Source organism: Stackebrandtia albiflava, assembly GCF_007994225.1.
Classification (GTDB): domain Bacteria; phylum Actinomycetota; class Actinomycetes; order Mycobacteriales; family Micromonosporaceae; genus Stackebrandtia; species Stackebrandtia albiflava.
Window position 1 is genome coordinate 322,043 of record NZ_VLLL01000007.1, and the last position, 19,649, is coordinate 341,691.

General features: G+C 69.6%; 20 protein-coding genes and 1 pseudogene. 15 read left to right on the top strand and 6 right to left on the bottom strand.

Going from position 1 to position 19,649, the window contains the following annotated elements; translation table 11 throughout:
• The first annotated feature begins 76 nt into the window (after window positions 1-76).
• Window positions 77-508 (top strand): Fur family transcriptional regulator, encoded by a 432-nt coding sequence (locus LX16_RS20445; protein WP_147141649.1) that lies wholly within the window; start codon window positions 77-79, stop codon window positions 506-508.
• Complete coding sequence (ygfZ, locus tag LX16_RS20450; RefSeq protein ID WP_211354647.1) at window positions 505-1,545, top strand: CAF17-like 4Fe-4S cluster assembly/insertion protein YgfZ; 1,041 nt, start codon at window positions 505-507, stop codon at window positions 1,543-1,545. The genes LX16_RS20445 and ygfZ overlap by 4 nt, the downstream gene beginning before the upstream one ends.
• Before the next feature lie 195 nt (window positions 1,546-1,740).
• On the opposite strand, the gene LX16_RS20455 is transcribed toward ygfZ, so the two are convergent.
• Window positions 1,741-2,745 (bottom strand): hydroxyacid dehydrogenase, encoded by a 1,005-nt coding sequence (locus LX16_RS20455; protein WP_211354648.1) that lies wholly within the window; start codon window positions 2,743-2,745, stop codon window positions 1,741-1,743.
• 309 nt (window positions 2,746-3,054) lie between these two features.
• On the opposite strand from LX16_RS20455, the gene LX16_RS20460 reads away from it, so the two are divergent.
• The 4 genes from LX16_RS20460 (at window position 3,055) to LX16_RS20475 (ending at window position 7,732) form a co-directional block, all read left to right on the top strand.
• A complete protein-coding gene (locus LX16_RS20460; protein ID WP_147142082.1) occupies window positions 3,055-3,915 on the top strand; it encodes an ABC transporter permease subunit in 861 nt (286 codons plus the stop codon).
• The gene (locus LX16_RS20465) at window positions 3,912-4,796 is read left to right on the top strand and encodes a carbohydrate ABC transporter permease (RefSeq protein ID WP_147141652.1); all 885 of its coding nucleotides are present in this window, start codon (window positions 3,912-3,914) and stop codon (window positions 4,794-4,796) included. The genes LX16_RS20460 and LX16_RS20465 overlap by 4 nt, the downstream gene beginning before the upstream one ends.
• Before the next feature lie 12 nt (window positions 4,797-4,808).
• Window positions 4,809-6,434 carry an extracellular solute-binding protein gene (locus LX16_RS20470; protein ID WP_147141654.1) on the top strand — a complete coding sequence of 542 codons (1,626 nt, stop codon included), beginning with the start codon at window positions 4,809-4,811 and terminating at the stop codon, window positions 6,432-6,434.
• Window positions 6,435-6,670: 236 nt separating this feature from the next.
• Window positions 6,671-7,732: a LacI family DNA-binding transcriptional regulator gene (locus LX16_RS20475; protein WP_147141657.1), complete on the top strand. Its 1,062-nt coding sequence runs from the start codon at window positions 6,671-6,673 to the stop codon at window positions 7,730-7,732.
• A gap of 40 nt (window positions 7,733-7,772) precedes the next feature.
• On the opposite strand, the gene LX16_RS20480 is transcribed toward LX16_RS20475, so the two are convergent.
• Both LX16_RS20480 and LX16_RS20485 read right to left on the bottom strand, forming a co-directional pair.
• Window positions 7,773-8,888 carry a serine hydrolase domain-containing protein gene (locus LX16_RS20480; protein WP_147141660.1) on the bottom strand — a complete coding sequence of 372 codons (1,116 nt, stop codon included), beginning with the start codon at window positions 8,886-8,888 and terminating at the stop codon, window positions 7,773-7,775.
• A 100-nt stretch (window positions 8,889-8,988) separates the two neighbouring features.
• On the bottom strand, window positions 8,989-9,831 hold the full coding sequence (locus LX16_RS20485) for a DUF3109 family protein (RefSeq protein ID WP_147141664.1): 843 nt from the start codon (window positions 9,829-9,831) through the stop codon (window positions 8,989-8,991).
• A gap of 181 nt (window positions 9,832-10,012) precedes the next feature.
• On the opposite strand from LX16_RS20485, the gene LX16_RS20490 reads away from it, so the two are divergent.
• Entirely contained in the window at window positions 10,013-10,813 is an 801-nt protein-coding gene (locus LX16_RS20490; protein ID WP_147141669.1) for a sugar phosphate isomerase/epimerase family protein, read from the top strand.
• Between the two features lie 158 nt (window positions 10,814-10,971).
• Here the strand turns inward: LX16_RS20490 and LX16_RS20495 are convergent.
• Window positions 10,972-11,529: pseudogene (locus LX16_RS20495) on the bottom strand (CGNR zinc finger domain-containing protein); the annotation flags it as partial.
• 167 nt (window positions 11,530-11,696) lie between these two features.
• On the opposite strand from LX16_RS20495, the gene LX16_RS20500 reads away from it, so the two are divergent.
• Complete coding sequence (locus tag LX16_RS20500; protein ID WP_147141675.1) at window positions 11,697-12,617, top strand: proline dehydrogenase family protein; 921 nt, start codon at window positions 11,697-11,699, stop codon at window positions 12,615-12,617.
• Between the two features lie 124 nt (window positions 12,618-12,741).
• Here LX16_RS20500 and LX16_RS20505 read toward each other — a convergent pair whose 3' ends face one another.
• Both LX16_RS20505 and LX16_RS20510 read right to left on the bottom strand, forming a co-directional pair.
• A complete protein-coding gene (locus LX16_RS20505; protein WP_211354649.1) occupies window positions 12,742-12,948 on the bottom strand; it encodes a DUF397 domain-containing protein in 207 nt (68 codons plus the stop codon).
• Between the two features lie 19 nt (window positions 12,949-12,967).
• Window positions 12,968-13,843, bottom strand: a complete 876-nt coding sequence (locus tag LX16_RS20510; RefSeq protein WP_147141678.1) for a helix-turn-helix domain-containing protein — start codon at window positions 13,841-13,843, stop codon at window positions 12,968-12,970.
• Between the two features lie 248 nt (window positions 13,844-14,091).
• On the opposite strand from LX16_RS20510, the gene LX16_RS20515 reads away from it, so the two are divergent.
• From LX16_RS20515 to LX16_RS20545, 7 genes are all read left to right on the top strand, one after another.
• Window positions 14,092-15,717, top strand: a complete 1,626-nt coding sequence (locus tag LX16_RS20515; RefSeq protein WP_147141681.1) for a hypothetical protein — start codon at window positions 14,092-14,094, stop codon at window positions 15,715-15,717.
• 152 nt (window positions 15,718-15,869) lie between these two features.
• Window positions 15,870-16,067, top strand: coding sequence for a helix-turn-helix domain-containing protein (locus LX16_RS20520; RefSeq protein WP_147141684.1), 198 nt, complete (start codon window positions 15,870-15,872; stop codon window positions 16,065-16,067).
• A 320-nt stretch (window positions 16,068-16,387) separates the two neighbouring features.
• Entirely contained in the window at window positions 16,388-16,489 is a 102-nt protein-coding gene (locus LX16_RS20525; protein ID WP_013020966.1) for a 30S ribosomal protein bS22, read from the top strand.
• Between the two features lie 157 nt (window positions 16,490-16,646).
• On the top strand, window positions 16,647-17,693 hold the full coding sequence (locus LX16_RS20530; protein WP_147141687.1) for an NAD-dependent epimerase/dehydratase family protein: 1,047 nt from the start codon (window positions 16,647-16,649) through the stop codon (window positions 17,691-17,693).
• Window positions 17,690-18,538 carry a lysophospholipid acyltransferase family protein gene (locus tag LX16_RS20535; RefSeq protein ID WP_147141691.1) on the top strand — a complete coding sequence of 283 codons (849 nt, stop codon included), beginning with the start codon at window positions 17,690-17,692 and terminating at the stop codon, window positions 18,536-18,538. The genes LX16_RS20530 and LX16_RS20535 overlap by 4 nt, the downstream gene beginning before the upstream one ends.
• 45 nt (window positions 18,539-18,583) lie before the next feature.
• Window positions 18,584-18,883 (top strand): DUF2516 family protein, encoded by a 300-nt coding sequence (locus LX16_RS20540; RefSeq protein WP_147141694.1) that lies wholly within the window; start codon window positions 18,584-18,586, stop codon window positions 18,881-18,883.
• A complete protein-coding gene (locus tag LX16_RS20545) occupies window positions 18,880-19,644 on the top strand; it encodes an alpha/beta fold hydrolase (RefSeq protein ID WP_211354650.1) in 765 nt (254 codons plus the stop codon). Before LX16_RS20540 ends, LX16_RS20545 begins: the two co-directional genes overlap by 4 nt.
• Window positions 19,645-19,649: the final 5 nt, after the last annotated feature.

Sequence of the window (19,649 nt, forward strand, 5' to 3'; positions counted from 1 at the left end):
AGCCGGTCTGTGGGAGGGGCAAAGCGGTGGGCGCGCTGCGGGTGCGGTCGGCGGCGGGCCGGAATATGATCCCAGGATGTCCAGTGATGCTCCGCCGTTGGCCGAGGTCCTCAGAGCCAACGGACTCCGGATGACGGCGCAGCGGCAGTTGGTGCTCGACGCGGTGGCCGCGCTCGGCCACGCGACCGCCGAGCAGGTTCACGAGGCGATCTGCGGGAAGGTCGCGGGCGTCAACATCACCACGGTGTACCGCACGCTCGATCTCCTGGAGACGCTGAACCTGGTGGCGCACACCCACCTGTCGCACGGTGCGCCGGTCTACCACCTGGCGGGAGACCGCGGCCACGTCCACCTGGTGTGTCACCGGTGTGGCGCGGTCGACGAGGTGTCCCCGGAAGTGTTCGGCGACCTGCGGCGTTCCCTGGAGGAGCAGCGCGGCTTCCTGCTCGACGTGGGGCACGTTGCGCTGTTCGGAATCTGTTCCTCCTGCGAAACGGTGAATCGGTGACTTCGGAGTGGTTGAAACGTGACGGCGCGGTCGTGGAGAACCCGGGCGACGAGGTCGCCTGGCACTACGGCGACCCGTTGCGGGAGCAGCGGCGGCTCGCCGGTGAGGGTGCGGTCGTGGATCGCGGTGACCGCCGGATCCTCACCGTCACCGGCGCGGAACGGTTGACGTGGCTGCACAGCCTCACGACCCAGCACCTGACCGCGCTGGAGGCCGGCCGGGGTACCGAACTGCTGGTGCTGTCCCCGAACGGGCACGTCGAGCACCACGCGAACGTGTTCGACGACGGGGAGACCACCTGGCTGGACACCGAGGCGGCCGACGGCGACGGGTTGCGCGGCTACCTGGAGCGGATGAGGTTCTTCACCCCGGTGGAGATCGCGGACGTCACGGCGGACTGGGCGCTGGTCACCTACACCGGGGACGACTCACTCACGGAACCGGACCGGTTGCCGGTCCCGGAGGCGAAGTTCGCCGCCGGGACGCTGCCGCCGAGGCCGTCGGTGATCTACCACGGGGAATCGACGACGTCGGGCGGGTTCCGGCGCCGCACCGACCAACTCGGTATAGCCACAGTGGACATGCTGGTGCCGAGGGTGGAGTCGGCGTCGGTACCGGAGCGGTCGGGGCTGCCGGTGTCGGGCCGGTGGGCGTTCGACGTGCTGCGGATCCCGGCGGAACGTCCCGTCGTGGGCGTGGACACCGATCACCGCACGATCCCCCACGAGGCGGCCGCGCTACTGGCCTGCGCCGTCCACCTCGACAAGGGCTGTTACCGGGGGCAGGAGACGGTCGCGCGCGTGCACCACCTGGGCAAGCCGCCGCGCCGCCTGGTGTCGTTGCACCTGGACGGCAGCGAGGAGCACCCGCCGGCGGTGGGCGCCGACGTGAAGGCCGGACCCCGCACGGCGGGCCGGGTGGGTACGGCGGGCCGCCACTACGAGGACGGGATGGTGGCCCTGGCGTTGCTGCGGCGCAACGTGGCCGACGATCCCGAGACCGTCTACGACGTCGAGGGTTCACGGGCCCGCCGCTGACCGCCCCGGCGAGGTGCCCTGACCGCCCTCCGGACCCGACGGGATGCCTCACTTGGTCCCCGCCCGGTTGCCGGAATCTCGCTGTAATGCCCGATTTCATGCCGATCGTCCGATATGGCGGGGACCAAGCGCCTTACGGCGGGGACCAAGCGGTTTGCCCGGGGTCGGTGCCGGGCGCCGAGGGCCGGCCGAGGGTCAGGCGAGGCGGGGCAGGTCGGCGGCGGTGACCTCACCGCGTAGCGGCTCGCCGGCGAGGAAGCGGGCGATCTCGGCGACCGCGTAGTCGCCGAGCAGCGCGATCTCGGTCCCCTGGGCTCCGGCCACGTGGGGTGTCACGGTCACGTTCGGCAGGTGCAGGAGCGGGTGGTCGGCGGGCAGCGGCTCGGGCTCGGTGACGTCGAGGACCGCCGACAGCCGCCCGGAGACGCAGTGACGGACCAGCGCCTCGGTGTCCACGATGGACCCGCGAGCGGTGTTCACCAGGACGGCGCCGTCGCGCATCATGGCCAGTCGCCGGTCGTCCAGCAGGTGCCGGGTCTCGGGGAGTTCGGGCGCGTGGACGCTGACCAGGTCGCTGGTCGCGCACAGTTCGTCGAGGTCGACGAGGCGCGCGCCGAGCGCGACCGCCTCGTCGGGGGTCAGATAGGGGTCGCTGACCAGCAGTGTGGTGTCCCAGTCGCGCAGCAACGCCATGACCCTGCGGCCTATCCGGGAGGCCCCGACGACTCCGACGACACGCCCGACGTATCCGCAGTCGCCCCGCCTGGCCTCGCCGGGCCAGCCGAGCGCCGGGTACTCGGCGGCGTGGCGCAGCGCGCCCTTGAGTCCCAGCAGGATCATCGCCCTGGTGTACTCGGCGACCGGTTCGGCGTTGGCGTCGGCGGCGGAGGACACGGCGATCCCGCGTTCCCACACGGCCGGGGTGACGTGGTGTTTCACCGACCCGGCGGCGTGGGCAACGAGCCGTAGGCGGGGGGCGGCGTCGAGGACGTCGGCGGTGATGGGCGGGCAGCCCCAACCGGTGACGAGGATTTCGGCCCGTTCCAGGTGTTCGCGGACGTCCGCGGCGGCGAAGTCGTCGATCAGGACGGTGCCGGGCACCTCGGCGTGGCCGTCGAGACGGTGCAGCACCGGAGCGGGGAAGGCCGTTTCACGTGCGTATCGGCTCATCGCCAGCACGCCGTAGGGGCGTTGGGACACCGTACCTCCACAACAGGACGAGAAATCGGTTTCTGAAACCTAGCAGTCCTTCGTTGCCCGTGCCGGTTACCCCTTTGGGAAGAATCCTCGAAAAAAGCTGACGGCAAACCCTTGCCAAGATCACAGAAACCGCATATCTTGCGTCTAAGTTCTCAGTGAGGAGGCTCACCGTTGGTCGCCACTTCGACCCGCAACGGCGAAGCGCCGCCGTCCACCCCGCCGGAGGTGGACCCGAAGGCGTCGCCGCCCCGCCGCGGCCGTGAGCCACTCCGGCGGCGCGTCCGCCGCGACTGGGCACTGCTCGCGCTGATGCTTCCGGGCGTCCTGTACTTCCTGGTGTTCCACTACGGAGCGCTGTTCGGCAACCTGATCGCCTTCAAGGACTACGTGCCGTTCATCGGCGTGTGGGACAGCCCGTGGGTCGGCATGGAGAACTTCACGTCCCTGCTGTCCGACGGGGACTTCTGGCACGCCGCGTGGAACACGGTCAGCATCGCCGGCCTCCAACTGCTGTTCTACTTCCCGGCGCCGCTGGCGCTGGCGCTGCTGCTGCACAGCCTCGCGGGTGACACGCTGCGCCGGTTCGTGCAGAGCGTCGTGTACCTGCCCCACTTCATCTCGTGGGTGATCGTGGTGGCCCTGTTCCAACAGGTGCTGGGCGACATCGGCGTGCTGAACGGCGTCCTCGGCGACATGGGCCTGTCCGCCGTGGACATCATCGGTAACCCCGACGCGTACCGGCCGCTGGTCATCGCGCAGGTCATCTGGAAGGAGTGCGGCTGGGGGACCATCATCTTCCTGGCCGCGCTCACCAACGTCAACGAACAGCTCTACGAGGCCGCCGCCATCGACGGCGCCGGCTGGTGGCGCCGGTTCTGGCACGTGACCCTCCCGGCGATCCGGCCGGTCGTGATCCTGCTGCTGATCCTGCGGCTGGGCGACATCCTCACCGTCGGGTTCGAGCAGTTCTTCCTGCAACGCAACGCCGTCGGCCCGGCCGCCGGAGAGGTGCTCGACACCTTCGTCTACTACACCGGCATCGGCTCCGGCGACTTCGGCACGGCCACCGCGGCGGGCCTGATGAAGGGCGCCATCGGCCTGGTCCTGGTCTACTCCGCCAACAAGATCGCACACCGGATGGGAGAACAGGGGGTGTACAAGTCCTCATGAGCGCCAACCGACCCGCGTGGATGGGGCGACCGAGTCCGGTCGTCCGGACGGCCAAGGCCGTCGCGTTGACCGTCGTCGTGCTGCTGGTGATCTTCCCGTTCTGGACGATCGTCGCCACGTCGATCGCCACACCCGAGGAGGTGATCGCCAACGGCGGCTGGGTGGTCATCCCCACGACGCTGTCCTTCTCGGCCTACACCGACGTCTTCGAGGGCGGCGTGATCACCAACGCGCTCGCCGTCAGCGCCGGGATCACCGTCATCGGCACCGCCGCGAGCCTGGTCGCCACGATCTTCCTGGCCTACGCGCTGGCCCGGCCCGGAGTGGTCGGCGGCCGGGGCGTGCTGCTGCTGGTGCTGTTCACGTTCCTGTTCCCGCCGGCGATGATCCCGTCGTTCCTGGTGGTCCGGGAGACCGGGCTGTTCGACGAGTACGCCGCGCTCATCCTGCCCGTGCTGATCAACGTGTTCAACCTGGTGGTCATGCGCGGCTTCTTCCAGAGCGTCCCCGGGGAACTGATCGAGGCGGCGCGGCTGGACGGTGCCGGAGACCTCCGCATCCTCACCAGGATCGTGATGCCACTGTCCAAAGCGGTCATCGCGGTGGTCGGGTTGTTCTACGCGGTGGCGTACTGGAACTCGTTCTTCAACGCGATCATCTACCTCGACGACTCCTCGAAATGGCCCATCCAGGCCGTACTCCGGCAGTACGTCAGCCAGGGCGCGGCGCTGACCGACACCTCCGAACAGACCATGGTGAACTCGCCGCAGTCGGTGAAGATGGCCGTCGTCGTCATGGCCACGATCCCGATCGTGCTGGTCTACCCCTTCATTCAACGGTTCTTCACCAAGGGCGTCCTGACCGGCGCCATCAAATCCTGAAAGGCCCCCGACATGACCTCCCTCAACAGACGCAATCTGCTGCGGCTCGGCGGTGTCGCCGCCCTGGCCGGAACCGCCGGACCGGCACTGGTCGGCTGCGGCGGTGGCGGCGGCGCCGGTGACGTAGGAAACCAGGGCAAGGACCTCGCGCCCTACCCGACGTACATCCCGTTCGCCGGACCGGAACCCGACATGCCCGGTGACGCCTCCGGTGTGCAGCCGCTGTACACCCGCTACCCGCAGGACGTGCAGAACGCCGGTTTCGACACCCCCGGCGACGGTTCCGAGGTGCGCATCAGCATCGTCACCTACGGCACGCCGCCGAGCGACCTGGAGAACAACAAGCTGTACCAGGCGTTCAACACCGCGCTGGGCGTGAAGCTGAACCTGACGCTGATCCCCGCCGCGACGTTCCTGGAGAAGATGTCGACCATGATGACCGGGGACGACTTCCCCGACATCATGATGTTCGGCGGCGGCCACGTCGTGCCCCGTGAGGAGCAGTTCATCCAGGCCAACTGCCAGGACCTCTCCGACCTCATCTCCGGCGACAACATCAAGGACTACCCGGCGCTGGCGAACATCCCGCCCTACTCGTGGGAGGGTCTGGGCCGCATCGGTGGCCGCCTGTACGGGATCCCGACCGAGCGTCCGATCTTCGGCGGCTGCCTGATGGTGAACCGGACCGCCCTGGAGGAGGTCGGCGCGCCGGTCGACTGGACGAAGGAGGACTACCTGGCGGCGATGCGGGAACTCACCGCCGGCAACAAGTACGGTGTCGGGCTCACCGGCGACTTCAACCCCGACTACTGGGCGGGGTCGATGGGCGCGCCGAACGTGTGGAGGGTGGAGGGCGGCAAGTTCACGTCCGCGTACACCACCGACGAGTACCGGGACACGATCTCGATGCTCGCGCAGCTGTTCGCGGAGGGCCAGGCGTACCCCGACGGCGCGAACCTCCCCGCGACGGACATGAAGACCCGCTTCTTCAACCAGACCATCGCCTGTTACCGGGACGGCTGGGGCGCGATGGGAACCTACGCCTTCACCAACGCGCAGGGCTTCACACCGGACTTCGGGAACCCGTTCAGCGGCGGCAACATGTGGGGCGGCCAGGGCCGGTACGGGTACGTCGCGTTCAAGAAGGCCGACGAGAAGCGGATCAAGATGTTGTTGAACATCTGCAACTTCCTGGCGTCGCCGTTCGGCACCAAGGAGTTCGAGCTGTTCAACTACGGCGTCGAGGACCTCCACTTCACCCGCGGCGACGACGGCGCGCCGACGCAGACGGAACTGTGGGAGACCGAGAACAAGACCAACCTGCCGATGACCTATGTGGCCTCGGCGCCGCTGGTCCTGTACTACAACGGATACCCGGAGGGCGCCGAACGTGTCTACGAGTGGGAGAAGCTGGTCGCGCCGCTGATCGTGCCCGACCCCCGCAACGGGCTGCGTTCGCAGACCTGGACCGAGAAGGGCGCCGAGCTGGAGCAGTCGTTGCGGGACGCCTACGGGGACGTCATCTTCCGTGGCGCGGACATCTCCGCGTTCGACGAGGCGATGCAGAAGTGGATGGAGGACGGCGGCAGCCAGGCCGCCGCCGAGTTCGAGGCCGAGTACGAGGCCGCGAACGGCTGACCGGGTCGTCGTGCGCGCCGGATCACGGTCCGGCGCGCACGATCGGGTGGCGTCGAGGCGTGGCCGCGCCGGTGCAGGGAACGTGTCCACTTCGCCGGTCGTAAGATGTGTCGGTACTGGACGGCACCGGCCGGGCACCGGATGTCGTCGCCACGGCGGCTTCACGTGACCGGGTGTCTCCCCGGTAACTCCCTCCTCGCCACGCGCGCCGCCGTTCGACGTAGATGGGAGTCACCATGACCGGTCCGGCGCCCGGCAAACGCGCCACGATCCGCGATGTCGCCGCCCGCGCGGGCGTGTCCGTCGCGACGGCGTCGCGGGTACTTTCCGGCAGCGACTACCCGGTGACGGGCAGGATGCGCGGCAAGGTGCTGCGTGCCGTCGACGAGCTCGACTACGTCGCCAACGCGCACGCCCGCGCGCTGTCGGGTTCCCGGCCGAAGCTCATCGCGATGGTGGGCGCGACGATGAACTCGCCGTTCTACGCCGACATCGCGCAGGGTGTCGCCAGTGAGGCCGCCGCCCAGGACCGGTTGTGCATGTACGCCAGCAGTCAGGGCGACGCGGAGTCGGAGCTGGCGATCGTGTCGTTGATGCGGCAGCAGCAGGCGGACGCGGTGATCCTCATGGGCGGTGTCGTGCCGACGGAGGAGTACGACCGGCGGATGGCGAAGTACGCGGCGAACCTGACGGCGGCGGGTAGTCGTCTGGTGTTGTGTGGCCGCCCGGGAATCGGTCCCGGGCAACCGGCCATCGTGGTCGGTTACGACAACGCCGAGGGCGCGGCGGCGATCACGAGTCACCTGGCGTCGTACGGCCATCGGCGGATCCTGCACCTGGCGGGGGCGTCCGGCAACACCACCGCGGCCGAGCGGGTGGACGGTTACCGGTCGGCGGTGCGCAGGCACGGCCTGGATCCGGATCCGGGCCTGGTGGTCCACGGTGGCTTCAACCGGGAGTCCGGTCATCGGAACGTCGCGGAACGGTTGCGCGCCAACGGGGGCCGCCCGGACTACACGGCGATCTTCGCCGCCGACGACTCGGTGGCGTCGGGCGCGATGCGGGCGCTGCGGGAGGCGGGCGTCTCGTTGCCGGCGGAGGTGTCCATAGTGGGTTACAACGACAGCATTCCCGCCAAGGACCTCAGTCCGTTGTTGACGACCGTGCACATCCCGGCCGACGAGCTCGGCCGGACGGCGGTCCGGTTGGCGTTGGCGCCGGTGCCGCCGACCGAGCCGGTGCTGCTGGGCACCCACATCGTCGTGCGGGACTCGGTGACCCACCCGCCGACGGTTTGACGCGGGGCGGACGGTCCGTCCACCCCGCGCCCGATGAGGACTACTCGGCGGGTCCGACGCCGAACACCTCCTGGACGATTCGCTGGTTCACCGCCTGGAACGGTCCCGACATCGACAGGTCCTTGTCGTCCACGTAGTTCAGTCCGGCGGTGAGGACCCGGGAGCCGTCCGCCGAGGCGTACATGAGCGCGGCGTGACCCGCGATCCCGCCGTTGTGGGTGATGACGGTGCCGCCGCCCGGCACCTCGTGGACGAACACCCCGAGGCCGTATGGGACCTTCTCGTGCACGGTGAACATCTCGGCCAGCAGTGACGCGGGCAGCAGCCGGCCGCCGACGAGTGCGGTGATGAACACCTGCAGGTCCCGTGGCGTGGAGACCATGTCGCCACCGGTGCTCACCCACGACGGGTCCTGTGCGGTGACGTCGGCGATCCGCTCCTCACCGTCGTGGTCGTAACGGTAGTAGGCGTGCGCGTGCGGTGTCGGAAGCTCGGTCGTGCCGTCGGGCAGCGAGGTGCCGGTCAACCCGAGCGGCCCGACGATCAGGCGGTCCAGTTCCTCGGCGAGGCCGCGGCCGGTGACCTTCTCGACCACGAGGCGGGCCAGGACGTAGTTGGTGTTGGCGTAGCTCCAGTCGGTGCCCGGTTCGAAACGCGACGGCCTGGCCAACGAGAACGCCACCAGTTCTCCGGGTCGGTACGACTTGAAGCGGCCCTCCACCCATTCCCTTCCCTGGAAGGGGATCCCGGTGACGACCGTGCCGTCCTCGTAGACCTCACCGGTGTGGTTGAAGACGCCGGTGGTGTGCTGCAGCAACATCCGGACGGTTATCCGCGGGTCGATCCCGATCTCGGGCAGGTACTCGGCGACGGCGGTGTCGAGGTCGATCCGTCCCTCGGCCACGAGGCGCAGGACGACGACGGCGGTGAACGTCTTGGTGTTGCTGCCGATCCGGTAGTGGCCGTCGGCCGGGGGTGCCTCGGTCCCGTCGAGTTCGCCCGTACCGGCGGCGCCGGTCCACTCGCCGTGCGCGTCGCGGAAACGCAGTCGCACGCCGGTGATGCCGCCTTCGACGAGGCCGTCGACGATCTCCTGGAGAACCGCCCGGTCGGTGCCGGTGGAGGACGATGCGGTGGAGGTGTTGTTCTCGGTCATGTGTCGAGCTTCGGCGCCCGCCCTTTCACCGCCCTGTCGGTGGCCTGACACGCCGCTGACACGGCGCGCCCTCCCGGCAGAACCGTTGTGGCGCGACCGATCACCGCACGACTAACCCGTTCGCGGACTCCACCGGGTGCCGCACCGGTGTCAGTTTCAGTTGCCGTGCCCGCGTCGTGGCGGGGTGCGGCGCGATCTGCCCGGCGGCGTACCGCGCGTCGCACAGTTCCGCCAGCCGCGCGTAGCCCTCCTCGCCCAGCAACGCGACCAGTTCGGCGCGGTTGCTGCGGTACACCGGTTCGGCGCCGCGATGCGCCAGCGGCGACGACGTGCACCACCACGCGAAGTCGTGTCCGCCCGGTCCCCAACCGCGCCGGTCGAACTCCCCGATCCACGTGACGTGCAGGCTGGTCTCGTCGTTGCGGTCGACGGTCGAGAAGTCCCGTTTGATCGGGAGCTGCCAGCACACCTCCGGCTTGTACTCCAACGGGTGCACGCCGTCCCGCAGCGCCTGCGCGTGCAGGGCGCAGCCCGTGCCGCCCTCGAAGCCCGGCCGGTTGTGGAACACGCAGGCGCCGTCGACGACGGCGGTCTTGCGCGCGGGCCGCTCCACCCCGTCGTCGTCGGGCAGCGTGTCGGCGGCGACGGTGTCGGCGAACCGCCGCCGGTGGTGCTGCCAGGTCTCGGGGGTCAACCGGGCCGCCGCCTTACGGACCCGTTTCTCGTCGTCCCTGTCGGTGTAGAACGCGCCGTGGACGCAGCAGCCGTCGTCGGGCTGGTCCGGTTCGATTCCGGGACAGCCCTGCCCGAAGACACACGTCCACGACGACAACAGCCACGTCAGGTCGGCCCGGATGACGCCGTTCTCCTCGTCGGGATCCGGGAACTCGATCCACTCCCGTGGAAAATCCAGCCCGGTCTCGGGCACGGCTGGCTCAGACATGATCTCCCCATTTCGACGACTCACCGGGGCCAACCATACGGCGGTGTCTCGGCCTAGCTGGGGCGACGCCCGCGTCCGGCGCCGTCCCGGGACGGTGCGAACGGCGACGCGGGACCGGTCACAACGGGCGAACCGGCAACGTGTCGGCTTCGCCACAGCCCGGTGTCGTTACGCTTACGTGATGGACGGTGAGACTCCACCCGTGCTGTTGTCGACCTCTTCGGTCTATCCGGAGCCCACGGCGGTCGCCTTCGAGCTGGCGGCGAAACTGGGTTACGACGGCATCGAGGTGATGGTCTGGACCGACAAGGTCAGCCAGGACGCCGAGACCCTCGCCACCCTGGTGGCGCACTACGGCGTCCCGGTGCGTTCGGTGCACGCCCCATGCCTGTTGATGACGCAGCGGGTGTGGAGCAAGAACCCGTGGGAGCGGCTGCGCAGGGCCGCCGCCATGGCGGAACGGCTGGACGCCTCGACCGTGGTCATCCATCCGCCGTTCGCGTGGCAGCGGGGCTACGCCAAACAGTTCCCCGAGGGGTTGGGAAGACTCGCGCAGCGCTTCCCCGGCATCAGGTTCGCGGTGGAGAACATGTACCCGATCAAGATGGCCAACCGGGGATTCGCGCCGTACTCGCCGCACTGGGACCCGACGAACCCCGGCTACGACCACTACACGCTCGACCTGTCGCACTGCGCGGCCTCGCAGGTGGACGCCCTCGACCTGGCCGACCGGATGGGTGACGGCCTGACCCACGTCCACCTCGGGGACGGCTCGGGTCCCGGCATGGACGAGCACGCCGTCCCGGGACGCGGGAACCAGCCGTGCGCCGAACTGCTGAACCGGTTGGCGGCCCGGCGCGGCGACTTCTCCGTCGCCGTGGAGGTGTCCACCCGCAAGGCCGGTCACCGGGCGGTCCGGGAGGCCGACCTGGCGGAGTCGTTGAACTTCGCGCGCCGGCACCTGGCGGTACGGACCGGCTGAGGCGCGTAAGACACCGTCTTCGGTCCTCGTTCGTCGCGAGCGTCCGGTCGAGTGGATCGCAAGGCGCGGGGACGCAATGCTCTGGAAGACCTGTGCGTACCGGTGTGGTACGCGGCACGTCCGACAACGCCGCGAGGCGCCGACCGGGCGACGCGCAGCGGAACAGCGGGGTCGACGACGGCCGCTAAGGCCGCGGCGGCCGCCTCCTTCTTGCGGGCGCGGTGGGCGGCGACGTGGGAACGGGTGGCACACCGTTCCGAGCAGAAGCGGCGGCACCGGTTGGACGAGGTGTCCAGGTACACGTTTCCGCACCTGTTGTCGGCGCACACCCCGAACCGGGCGCCCTTGAAGCGGCACAACCAGGCCGACAGGCCCCACGCGGCGCCGGCGATGAACTCGGACGCGACCGAGGAACCGCGCCCGGTGACGTGCATGTGCCAGTCTCCGCCACGGTGACCGGCGATGCGGGGCTGCACCGGGAACTGCTCCAGCAGGCCGTTGAGGACGTCCACGGCGGCGTGGTCGTCGCCTTCGGCGCCCTTGACGAACACGTCCCGGAACTTGCGTTTGGCGCGGCGGAACACCGCCAGATCTCGCTCGGTGAGGCGTTCGGACCACCAGGGCCGATCGCCGAAGAACGCACGCAGGTCCGCCAGATCGGTCAGTTCGAGGTTGGCGAGGTCGGCAGCGGTCTGGGCGTAGGCGTCGAAGTCCACATCCCCACGGTAGACAACTCACCGCCGTACAACCAGTAGTACCTTACATGGCTCCGGTCGCGCCGCAGGTCGCGCGAGGCGCGGCGGCCACCGCGCGGGCGGTCCTCCATCACACTGGAACGCTCCCCCGCGCCACTTTCACCTTCCGTGCGGATACGCTCGCAGTCATGCTGCGATCCATCATCCTCGCCGCTGCCCGCTCATCCCGGATGGAGAAGCTGGTGGCGACGGCGCCGGTCAGCCGGAACATCGTGTCCAACTACGTGGCGGGCACCCGGACCGAGGACGCCCTGCGAGTCACCCGGGAACTGGTCGAGGGCGGCCTGAAGGTCACGCTCGACTACCTCGGCGAGGACACGTTCCACACCCATCAGGCCGAAGCCACCCGGGACGAGTACCTGCGGTTGCTGGCGTCCCTGCGCGCGGACGGCCTGACTCCGGCCGCGGAGGTGAGCGTCAAGCTGTCCGCTCTCGGCCAGCGGTTCGACGAGGAGATGTCGGTGCGGCTCGCGGAGGAGATCTGCGCGGCGGCCGAGACCTCGGGGACGACGGTCACCATCGACATGGAGGACCACACCGTCACCGACACCACATTGGACGCGATCCACCGGCTCCGGGAGACGTACCCGGGGACCGGCGCCGTGCTGCAGTCGTACCTGCGCCGCACCGAGGCCGACTGTCGGGAGTTCGCGGCCAAGGGTTCCCGGGTCCGGTTGTGCAAGGGCGCCTATGCCGAGCCCGAGTCGGTGGCCTACCAGAGCCGGCTCGACATCGACCGGTCCTACGTGCGCTGCCTCAACGCGTTGATGCGCGGCGACGGCTACCCGATGCTCGCCACCCACGATCCGCGGCTCGTCGAGATCGGCATCGACCGCGCGAAGTGGTTCGACCGGGGACCGCACTCGTTCGAGTTCCAGATGCTGTACGGGATCCGCCCGGAGGAGCAGCGGCGGCTCGCGGACGAGGGCTACCAGGTGCGGGTCTACGTGCCCTACGGGGACGAGTGGTACGGCTACCTGATGCGGCGGATGGCGGAGAAGCCGGCGAACCTGGGGTTGTTCCTGCGTTCGCTGGGGCGCAAGGTCTGAGGTCTTCGGAGGTGTCGGAGGGATTCGGCACCCGTTGCGGGTCGTGAGCGTTCGGATCGCTCGGGCTGGACCCGAACCACCGGTACGGCACCGGTTTATCAGTGTCCAGCGTGCGTTCTCTCACTCAGTGGTCGAAGCGCCGGTTCTTCACCTCGGCGACGAATCCCCGCCAGGTCGCGGCGGGAGTGAGCAACATCGGCGCGTCCGGCGCGAGTTTCGAATCGCGCAGCCACACGACCGCGCCCTGCGTCGCGACCTCGACGCACTCGTTGCCGGCGAAGCTCCTGCTGCTCTTCCGCCACACCACTGGTGTGCTCTCGTACACTCGCATGAATCCTCCTCGTCGTGAACTATCTGTAGTCGTGAATCACCTGCTCGATGAATCGCCTGGTGCGCTCGGGACTGAGCGCCTCGGCGGCGAGCCGGTCGAACACGAGGGAACACGTGCGCAGCTCGGCCGGATCATCCAGCGTTACCTCGCCGGTGAACCCCTCGCTGTATACAACGTCGGGATCCGGTGGGAGGAAACGCATGATCGCGAACGAACCCGGCATGGCCTGGTGCGCGCCCGCCGCGAACGGCAGCAACTGCATCCGGATGCCGGGCTGCTCCGCCGCCGACAGCAGGCGATGCAACTGCGCGAGCATCACCCGGCGGCCGCCCACCGCGCGCCGCAGTACCGCCTCGTCGAGGATGATCCAGTTGTCCGGCGGGTTGGGCTCGGTCAACCGGCGTTGCCGTTCGGCGCGCAGCGACAACTGCCGTGACACCAGATCGTCCGAATAGTGCGGTGCGGTGGCCGTGATGACCTCCCGGGCGTAGTCCTGGGTCTGGAGGATTCCCGGAACGGCGGTCACCGAGACCCGCCGGATGGCCGTGGCCACGGTCTCCAGTTCCATGAACCGGCGGAAGCTGCCGGTGACCTCGTTGTTGTACTTGGTCCACCACCCACCGCGTTTCCCGCCGGCCGCCGCCAGTTCACGCAGTTCGGTGCGCACCCGGGTGTCGGTGACGGTGTACAGGTCCAGCAGCGCGTACAGGTCCCGCTGGTGCACCCGGACGTCGCCGTTCTCGATGCGGGAGATCTTCGACTCCGAACAGTCGAGGGCCTGTCCGGCCACTTCACGCGAGATGAGCGACCGTTCCCGGAATCGGCGCAGCACCGCGCCGAGCCTGCGCCGGTGCAGCGACGGACTGTCACGGGGTTCGGGGGACGGGTTGGGCATGGTGCGGGCCTTTCGGGTACGACGTGGACCGGCGGGGCGGCCGAGCGGGTGCCCGGCGGCGGGGTAGGCGCCGAGCCGGTCACGGAGCGGTGGTCCTCTCGGCTCACACAACGATCGAGTAGCCGTCCGGTAACGCCCTGACGACACCATAGAGGGACATTTTGGACATACCCCGCCATAGGGGGATCGTTATGCAATCGCAATCAGGCCGCATGGCGGGGTTGGCATAGCCCTCATAGTGTGTTGCGGTGACTTATGGTGCGCCTCCCTCCGGTCAGCCTCGGCAGAACCCGTCATCCGGCGACGAGAACCAGTGGGCGCCACCGCAGCAACGTGTTCCCGGCACCGCCGGTGATCCACAAGGGCCGTCCGTCGGCCACCCCCACGGGACGGCCGTCCCACAGTACTCGGCTCCACAGTCGACACCCGCCGCACCGGCGGTCCCGCACATCCCGCAGCAGCCGGCCGCCCCCGGCACGCTGCGCCCGCCGCAGCCGCCGGGCCACACCGGCCAGCCGTACGGCACCGCCCCCGGGTACCCGCCCCCGGGTTATCCGCCGATGTACCCGCCGCCCGGCGACGGCCGGCGGCAGCGCAGGGTGGTCCTGAGTCTCGTCGTCGTCCTGCTCTGCGCGCTCGCGTTCAGTGTCAGCGCGGTCGTCGCGTCCAACGGTCACAGCGCCGCCCTGGGGCCGGCCGCCATCCCCAGCCCCACCGACGGCGACGACCCGCAGGTCCGCGTCGACTACCTGGGCGCCCGCGCCGACGCCATGCTCGAGGAGCACTCCGACGCCCTACTCGCCGACGACGAGGCCGGCTGGCTCGAGATCTTCGACGAGTCGCTGCACGACGACATGTCGCAGCAGTTCGACGGACTGCGCGCCATGGAGGTGTCGCAGTACGAGTACCAGCGGCAGCACGACCCGGTGGAGCGCGACACCGACCGGTTCGAGATGCGCCTGGCCGCCAGCTACTGCTTCGGCGGGACCGTCGGTGAGGAGTGCGCCGCCTCGACCATCGTGTTCGACACCATGTGGGCCGACGACGACGACGGTTACCGCATCGTCGAGGTCAGCGAGTCCGACCAGGTCGGCCCCCGTCCCTGGGAGGTCGACGACATCAAGGCCGTCAGCGGCGAGAAGGTCATCGTCGCCGCGCCCGCCCGTTACGCCGACGAGCTCGAACGCGCGCTCCCGGAGGCGGAGGCCGCCGCCGAGAACGCCGACCAGTACGCCGTCTACGGCGAGGTCGAGAAGTACATCATCTTCCTGGCGGGCGACGCCGAGTTCAGCAAGTGGTACGGCCTCGAGGGCGCCAACATGGACAACGTCGTGGGCTTCGCCATGCCGGTGCCGATGCTGGGCGAGAACGGCCAGCTCCAACAGGGCGGCTCCGAGGTCGTGATGCACGTCGACCGGGTCCGTGACGACGTGGAGTTCACCTCCACCATGCGGCACGAACTCGGCCACGTCGCGACCCTGCACCACAGCCCCGAGCACGTGCCGCTGGAAGAGGACTGGTGGATGGTCGAGGGGGTCGCCGAGGTCATCGACCACGGCCCCGAGACGCCCCTCGACGGCTACCTGCGCAAGTCGGACGTGGCCGCCTACATCGACGAGGACCTGTGGAACAACGACCTCGTCCCCGCCTTCAGCGGCGACGACGCGTTGACCGGCTCGGCGAAGTACGGCATCGCCATGTACTCGGTCTACTACCTGTTCCAGGAGTACGGCAAGGACAAGTTCATGGACCTGTTCGAGCGGGTGGCCCGCAAGGGCGAGGACCCGGACGCGTCCGCGCAGGCCGTCTACGGCATGTCGTACGACGCGCTGGTCACCGAGTGCACCGACTTCGTGGCGGAGGTCGCAGGGTAGCCCATACGGACGGTAACAGGGACAACACCCCGAACCATGGCCACCACCCGCATTACCACATTACTGTTGGTATTCGACGCATCAGTGGGGTGTGTCGCGGTGATTCCGGGTAATACCCGGCAGGCCGACTGAAGGGCATGGTGGGAGAAGTCATGGGTTCACGCAGTCTTCTCGAAGAGGTCAAGTTCCTGACCGTGGCGGAGGTCGCGTCCCTGATGCGAGTCTCGAAGATGACCGTGTACCGGCTGGTACACGCCGGTGACCTGGCCGCGGTCCGGGTCGGCCGGTCGTTTCGGGTACCGGAGAACGCCGTCCAGGACTACCTGGCGTCCACGTTCAAGGACTCCTGAGAGTCGCGACACGGACCGGCGGCAGGGTCGCCGCACGACCCTGCCGCGACGGTCCGCCCGCCGCGGCGCCGCGGCGACGGGGCCGCGTGGCCGCCCTCCCGGATGTAGACGCTCGTCACCACGCTAGCCTAGAACCGACCCGTCGCCGGAACGTGGCGGCCGAAGGCCGCGGCGACCGGATCCGACGGGAACCGACAAGCTGAATCCCGCTCCGGGTGTCCCGGACGGGTCGATAGGGTTGACCGGCCTGTCGACGACCCCACGGGGGCCTCGACGGCAGGTGACACCCCGTCTCATGACTAACACTGCGAGGAACATCTATGGGTTCGGTCGTCAAGAAGCGGCGCAAGCGTATGGCGAAGAAGAAGCACCGCAAGCTGCTGCGCCGGACCCGCGTGCAACGCCGCCGCCAAGGCAAGTAGCGCCCACCCGGTGCGGCGCCCCGGTGACGCACCGACTCGGCGACACAGCACGCGGCGGGAGGTCGCCGGCAGCGGCCTCCCGACCCGTCCGGTCCCCGGACCGACCCGCGGCGCGCCGCGGGAAGTCACCTCATCGAGCAGGTGAAAGGCGACGCTGATGCCACACTCGAAGCCGACCGCCCGGTCGAGCCGCCGGACCGTCATGGTCACCGGCTCCGACCGTTATCTCGGCGGGCAGCTCATCGAGTCCCTGGCCGCCGACCCCCGGGTCGCCGACGTCGTCGGCGTGGAGACCGGCGCCATGCACAACGGCGCACTCAGCCGGCTGCTCACCCGCGCCCGGGTGGACACGGTCGTGCACGCGGCGGTGGCGGCCTCGGCGGTCCGCTCCGGTGGGCGCAGCGCCCAGAAGGAGTCGAACGTCATCGGGACCATGCACCTCCTGGCGGCGTGCCAACGCAGCGACACGGTCCGCAGCCTGGTGGTGAAGTCCTCGGTCGCCGCGTACGGCGCCTCGGCGCGCGACCCCGCGGTGTTCACCGAGGAGACCGAACTGCGCGCCAAACCGCGCGGTGAGTTCGCCGCCGACATCGCGGACGTCGAGGCCTACACCAGGGGGTTCGCCCGCCGCCGCAAGGACGTCACCGTCACGGTGCTGCGGCTGGCCCCGCTCATCGGCCCCACGTCGGACACCTCCCTCACCCGGTACTTCTCACTGCCGGTGGTGCCCACGGTCCTCGGATTCGACCCCCGTGTGCAGTTCCTCCACATCGACGACGCCCTGGAGGTGCTGCACCGCGTCACCCTCGACGACCGCACCGGCACCGCCGGGCGGCCGGAGGTGTTCAACGTGGCGGGTCCCGGCGTGCTGCTGCTGTCGCAGGCGATCCGGCGCGCCGGGCGGCTGGCCGCCCCGACACCCGAGGTGATGCTGCGGACCGTCGCCACCGCCGCCCGGGGCCGCAACATCGTCGACTTCTCCCTCGACCAGCTCGACTTCCTGCGGTTCGGCCGCGTCGTCGACTGCGGGAAACTCACCCGCGTCCACCACATCACCCCCCGCCCCACCCCCGAGGCGTTCGCCGACTTCGTCGCCGGACACGCCTTGATGTCGGTGCTGGGCGCCCCGGATCCCACTCCGGACGGGCCGTCCTTCGCCGAACGGATACGCGACGTCATCGGCACGAAGGGAACCGGGGATTGAGCGGCAACGACCGGGTCGCGGAGAAACTGGACGAGCTGTACCGGCTGGTGTCCCGGAGACTCTCCGGCGACTACGAGGTCGACGAGTTCGGATTCGACCCCGAACTGACCGAACAACTCACCCTGCCGGTACTGCGGCCGCTGTACCGCAAGTGGTTCCGGGTGGAGGTCATCGACATCGACCACGTGCCCGCGGAGGGACCCGCCCTCCTGGTGGGGAACCACTCCGGCACGATCGCCGTCGACGCCATGATGCTGCAACTGGCCCTGTTCGACGAGCACCCCGCCCACCGGAGACTGCGGCTCCTGGCCGCGGACTTCGTGTTCAAGACCCCGTTGCTGGGCGAGTACGCCCGCAAGACCGGCGCCACCCTCGCGTCCAACCCCGACGCGGAACGGCTCCTGCGCGCCGGGGAACTCCTCGGCGTGTTCCCGGAGGGGGTCAAGGGCACCGGGAAACCCGTGTGGGACCGCTACAAACTGCAGCGGTTCGGGCGGGGCGGTTTCGTGTCCACCGCACTGGCGACGGGCACCCCGATCATCCCCGTGTCGATCGTCGGCGCGGAGGAGATCTACCCGATCCTCGGCAACGTCCCGGTCCTCGCCAGGCTCTTGGGCATCCCGTACTTCCCCGTCACACCCACGTTCCCGCTACTGGGGCCGCTCGGTGCGGTACCGCTGCCCAGCAAGTGGTTCATCCAGTTCGGGGAACCGATCAGCACCGAGGGCATGTCCGACCTCGCCGACGACCCGATGGAGGTCTTCAACCTCGCCGACCGGGTCAAGGAGACCATCCAACAGACCCTGCACTCACTGCTGGAACGGCGCGGTGGCGCGTTCCGGTGAGACGGGGCGGCGGCGGCACCGCGCGAATCCGGTTAGGCTTCCACCATGAACGCGGCGCATACGATCGAGTTTTACAGCACCCTCGTCATCACCTCGGTGTGCAGCCTGCTGAGCCTGGTCGCGTTGGTGCACTGCGCCATCCAACGCCCCGACGCGTTCTCCGCCGCCGGGCCGCTCAGCAAGGGCGCGTGGCTCGCGATCCTCGGCGGCACGCTCCTGTTGACGGCGCTGGGCTTCGGCGGCGGCACCCTCGGCCTGTTCGGCATCATCGGCCTCATCGCCTCGCTGGTGTACCTGCTCGACATCCGGCGTGCCCTCCGCGGCTCCGACGGAAACTCCTGGTGACCACCGGAACCGACCCGCTGGTGCGCGGCACCGGCACCCCCGTCACGGTCTTCGCCCACGGATTCGGCGCCACCGCCGCCGACAGCCGCCCCTTCGGCGGCGCCGTCGGAGGCACCCGCGTCTTCTACACCGCCCTCGCCCACGACGGCGTCGACGCGCCCGGGTTCGGTCACCCGGCACTGGCCGCGCAACTGCGCGAGGTGGCCGACCGGTACGCCGCCGACCAGGCGTTCGGGGTCAGCATGGGCGCCGGAGCGCTGTGCCGGCTCCTGTCGCGGACACCGGACCGGTTCCGGCGGGTCGTGTTCCTGCTCCCCGGCGTGCTCGACGAGGTCAGGGAACCCTCCGCCCACGACCGGCTGTCACGCCTCGACCGGCTCGCCGCCGCCGGCGACCACGACGGCGTCGCCCGGCTGCTGCGCGACGAACTGCCCGCCGACGTGCGCGACACCGCCACGGCACGCGAGTACGCCAGACGGCACGCCGACACGATCTGCCTGCCCAGCATGCGGCACGTACCGCGACTGCTCGCCTCGACGCCGGCCGTCGAATCGGCCGCCGACCTGCGGGGCGTCACCGCGGAGGCCCTCGTACTGGGCAGCCGGGGCGACGACGCCCACCCGGTCGCCGTCGCCGAACGCCTCGCCGCCCACCTCCCCCGCGCCCGGTTGCACGTGTTCGACGACCCCGCCGTCCTGTGGACCGGTCGGCGGCGCCTGCGGGAACTGGTCGGCGGCTTCCTCTCCGGCGAGACGGTGTGACGACC

What these genes read in the sequence shown, in the direction of transcription:
- LX16_RS20500 (WP_147141675.1), top strand. Translation starts at nt 11,697, where the DNA reads ATGCTGCGATCCATCATCCTCGCCGCTGCCCGCTCATCCCGGATGGAG.
- LX16_RS20490 (WP_147141669.1), top strand. Translation starts at nt 10,013, where the DNA reads ATGGACGGTGAGACTCCACCCGTGCTGTTGTCGACCTCTTCGGTCTAT.
- LX16_RS20525 (WP_013020966.1), top strand. Translation starts at nt 16,388, where the DNA reads ATGGGTTCGGTCGTCAAGAAGCGGCGCAAGCGTATGGCGAAGAAGAAG.
- LX16_RS20530 (WP_147141687.1), top strand. Translation starts at nt 16,647, where the DNA reads ATGCCACACTCGAAGCCGACCGCCCGGTCGAGCCGCCGGACCGTCATG.
- LX16_RS20465 (WP_147141652.1), top strand. Translation starts at nt 3,912, where the DNA reads ATGAGCGCCAACCGACCCGCGTGGATGGGGCGACCGAGTCCGGTCGTC.
- LX16_RS20520 (WP_147141684.1), top strand. Translation starts at nt 15,870, where the DNA reads ATGGGTTCACGCAGTCTTCTCGAAGAGGTCAAGTTCCTGACCGTGGCG.
- LX16_RS20505 (WP_211354649.1), bottom strand. Translation starts at nt 12,948, where the DNA reads ATGCGAGTGTACGAGAGCACACCAGTGGTGTGGCGGAAGAGCAGCAGG.
- LX16_RS20480 (WP_147141660.1), bottom strand. Translation starts at nt 8,888, where the DNA reads ATGACCGAGAACAACACCTCCACCGCATCGTCCTCCACCGGCACCGAC.
- LX16_RS20460 (WP_147142082.1), top strand. Translation starts at nt 3,055, where the DNA reads ATGCTTCCGGGCGTCCTGTACTTCCTGGTGTTCCACTACGGAGCGCTG.
- LX16_RS20470 (WP_147141654.1), top strand. Translation starts at nt 4,809, where the DNA reads ATGACCTCCCTCAACAGACGCAATCTGCTGCGGCTCGGCGGTGTCGCC.
- LX16_RS20445 (WP_147141649.1), top strand. Translation starts at nt 77, where the DNA reads ATGTCCAGTGATGCTCCGCCGTTGGCCGAGGTCCTCAGAGCCAACGGA.
- LX16_RS20540 (WP_147141694.1), top strand. Translation starts at nt 18,584, where the DNA reads ATGAACGCGGCGCATACGATCGAGTTTTACAGCACCCTCGTCATCACC.
- LX16_RS20510 (WP_147141678.1), bottom strand. Translation starts at nt 13,843, where the DNA reads ATGCCCAACCCGTCCCCCGAACCCCGTGACAGTCCGTCGCTGCACCGG.
- LX16_RS20485 (WP_147141664.1), bottom strand. Translation starts at nt 9,831, where the DNA reads ATGTCTGAGCCAGCCGTGCCCGAGACCGGGCTGGATTTTCCACGGGAG.
- LX16_RS20475 (WP_147141657.1), top strand. Translation starts at nt 6,671, where the DNA reads ATGACCGGTCCGGCGCCCGGCAAACGCGCCACGATCCGCGATGTCGCC.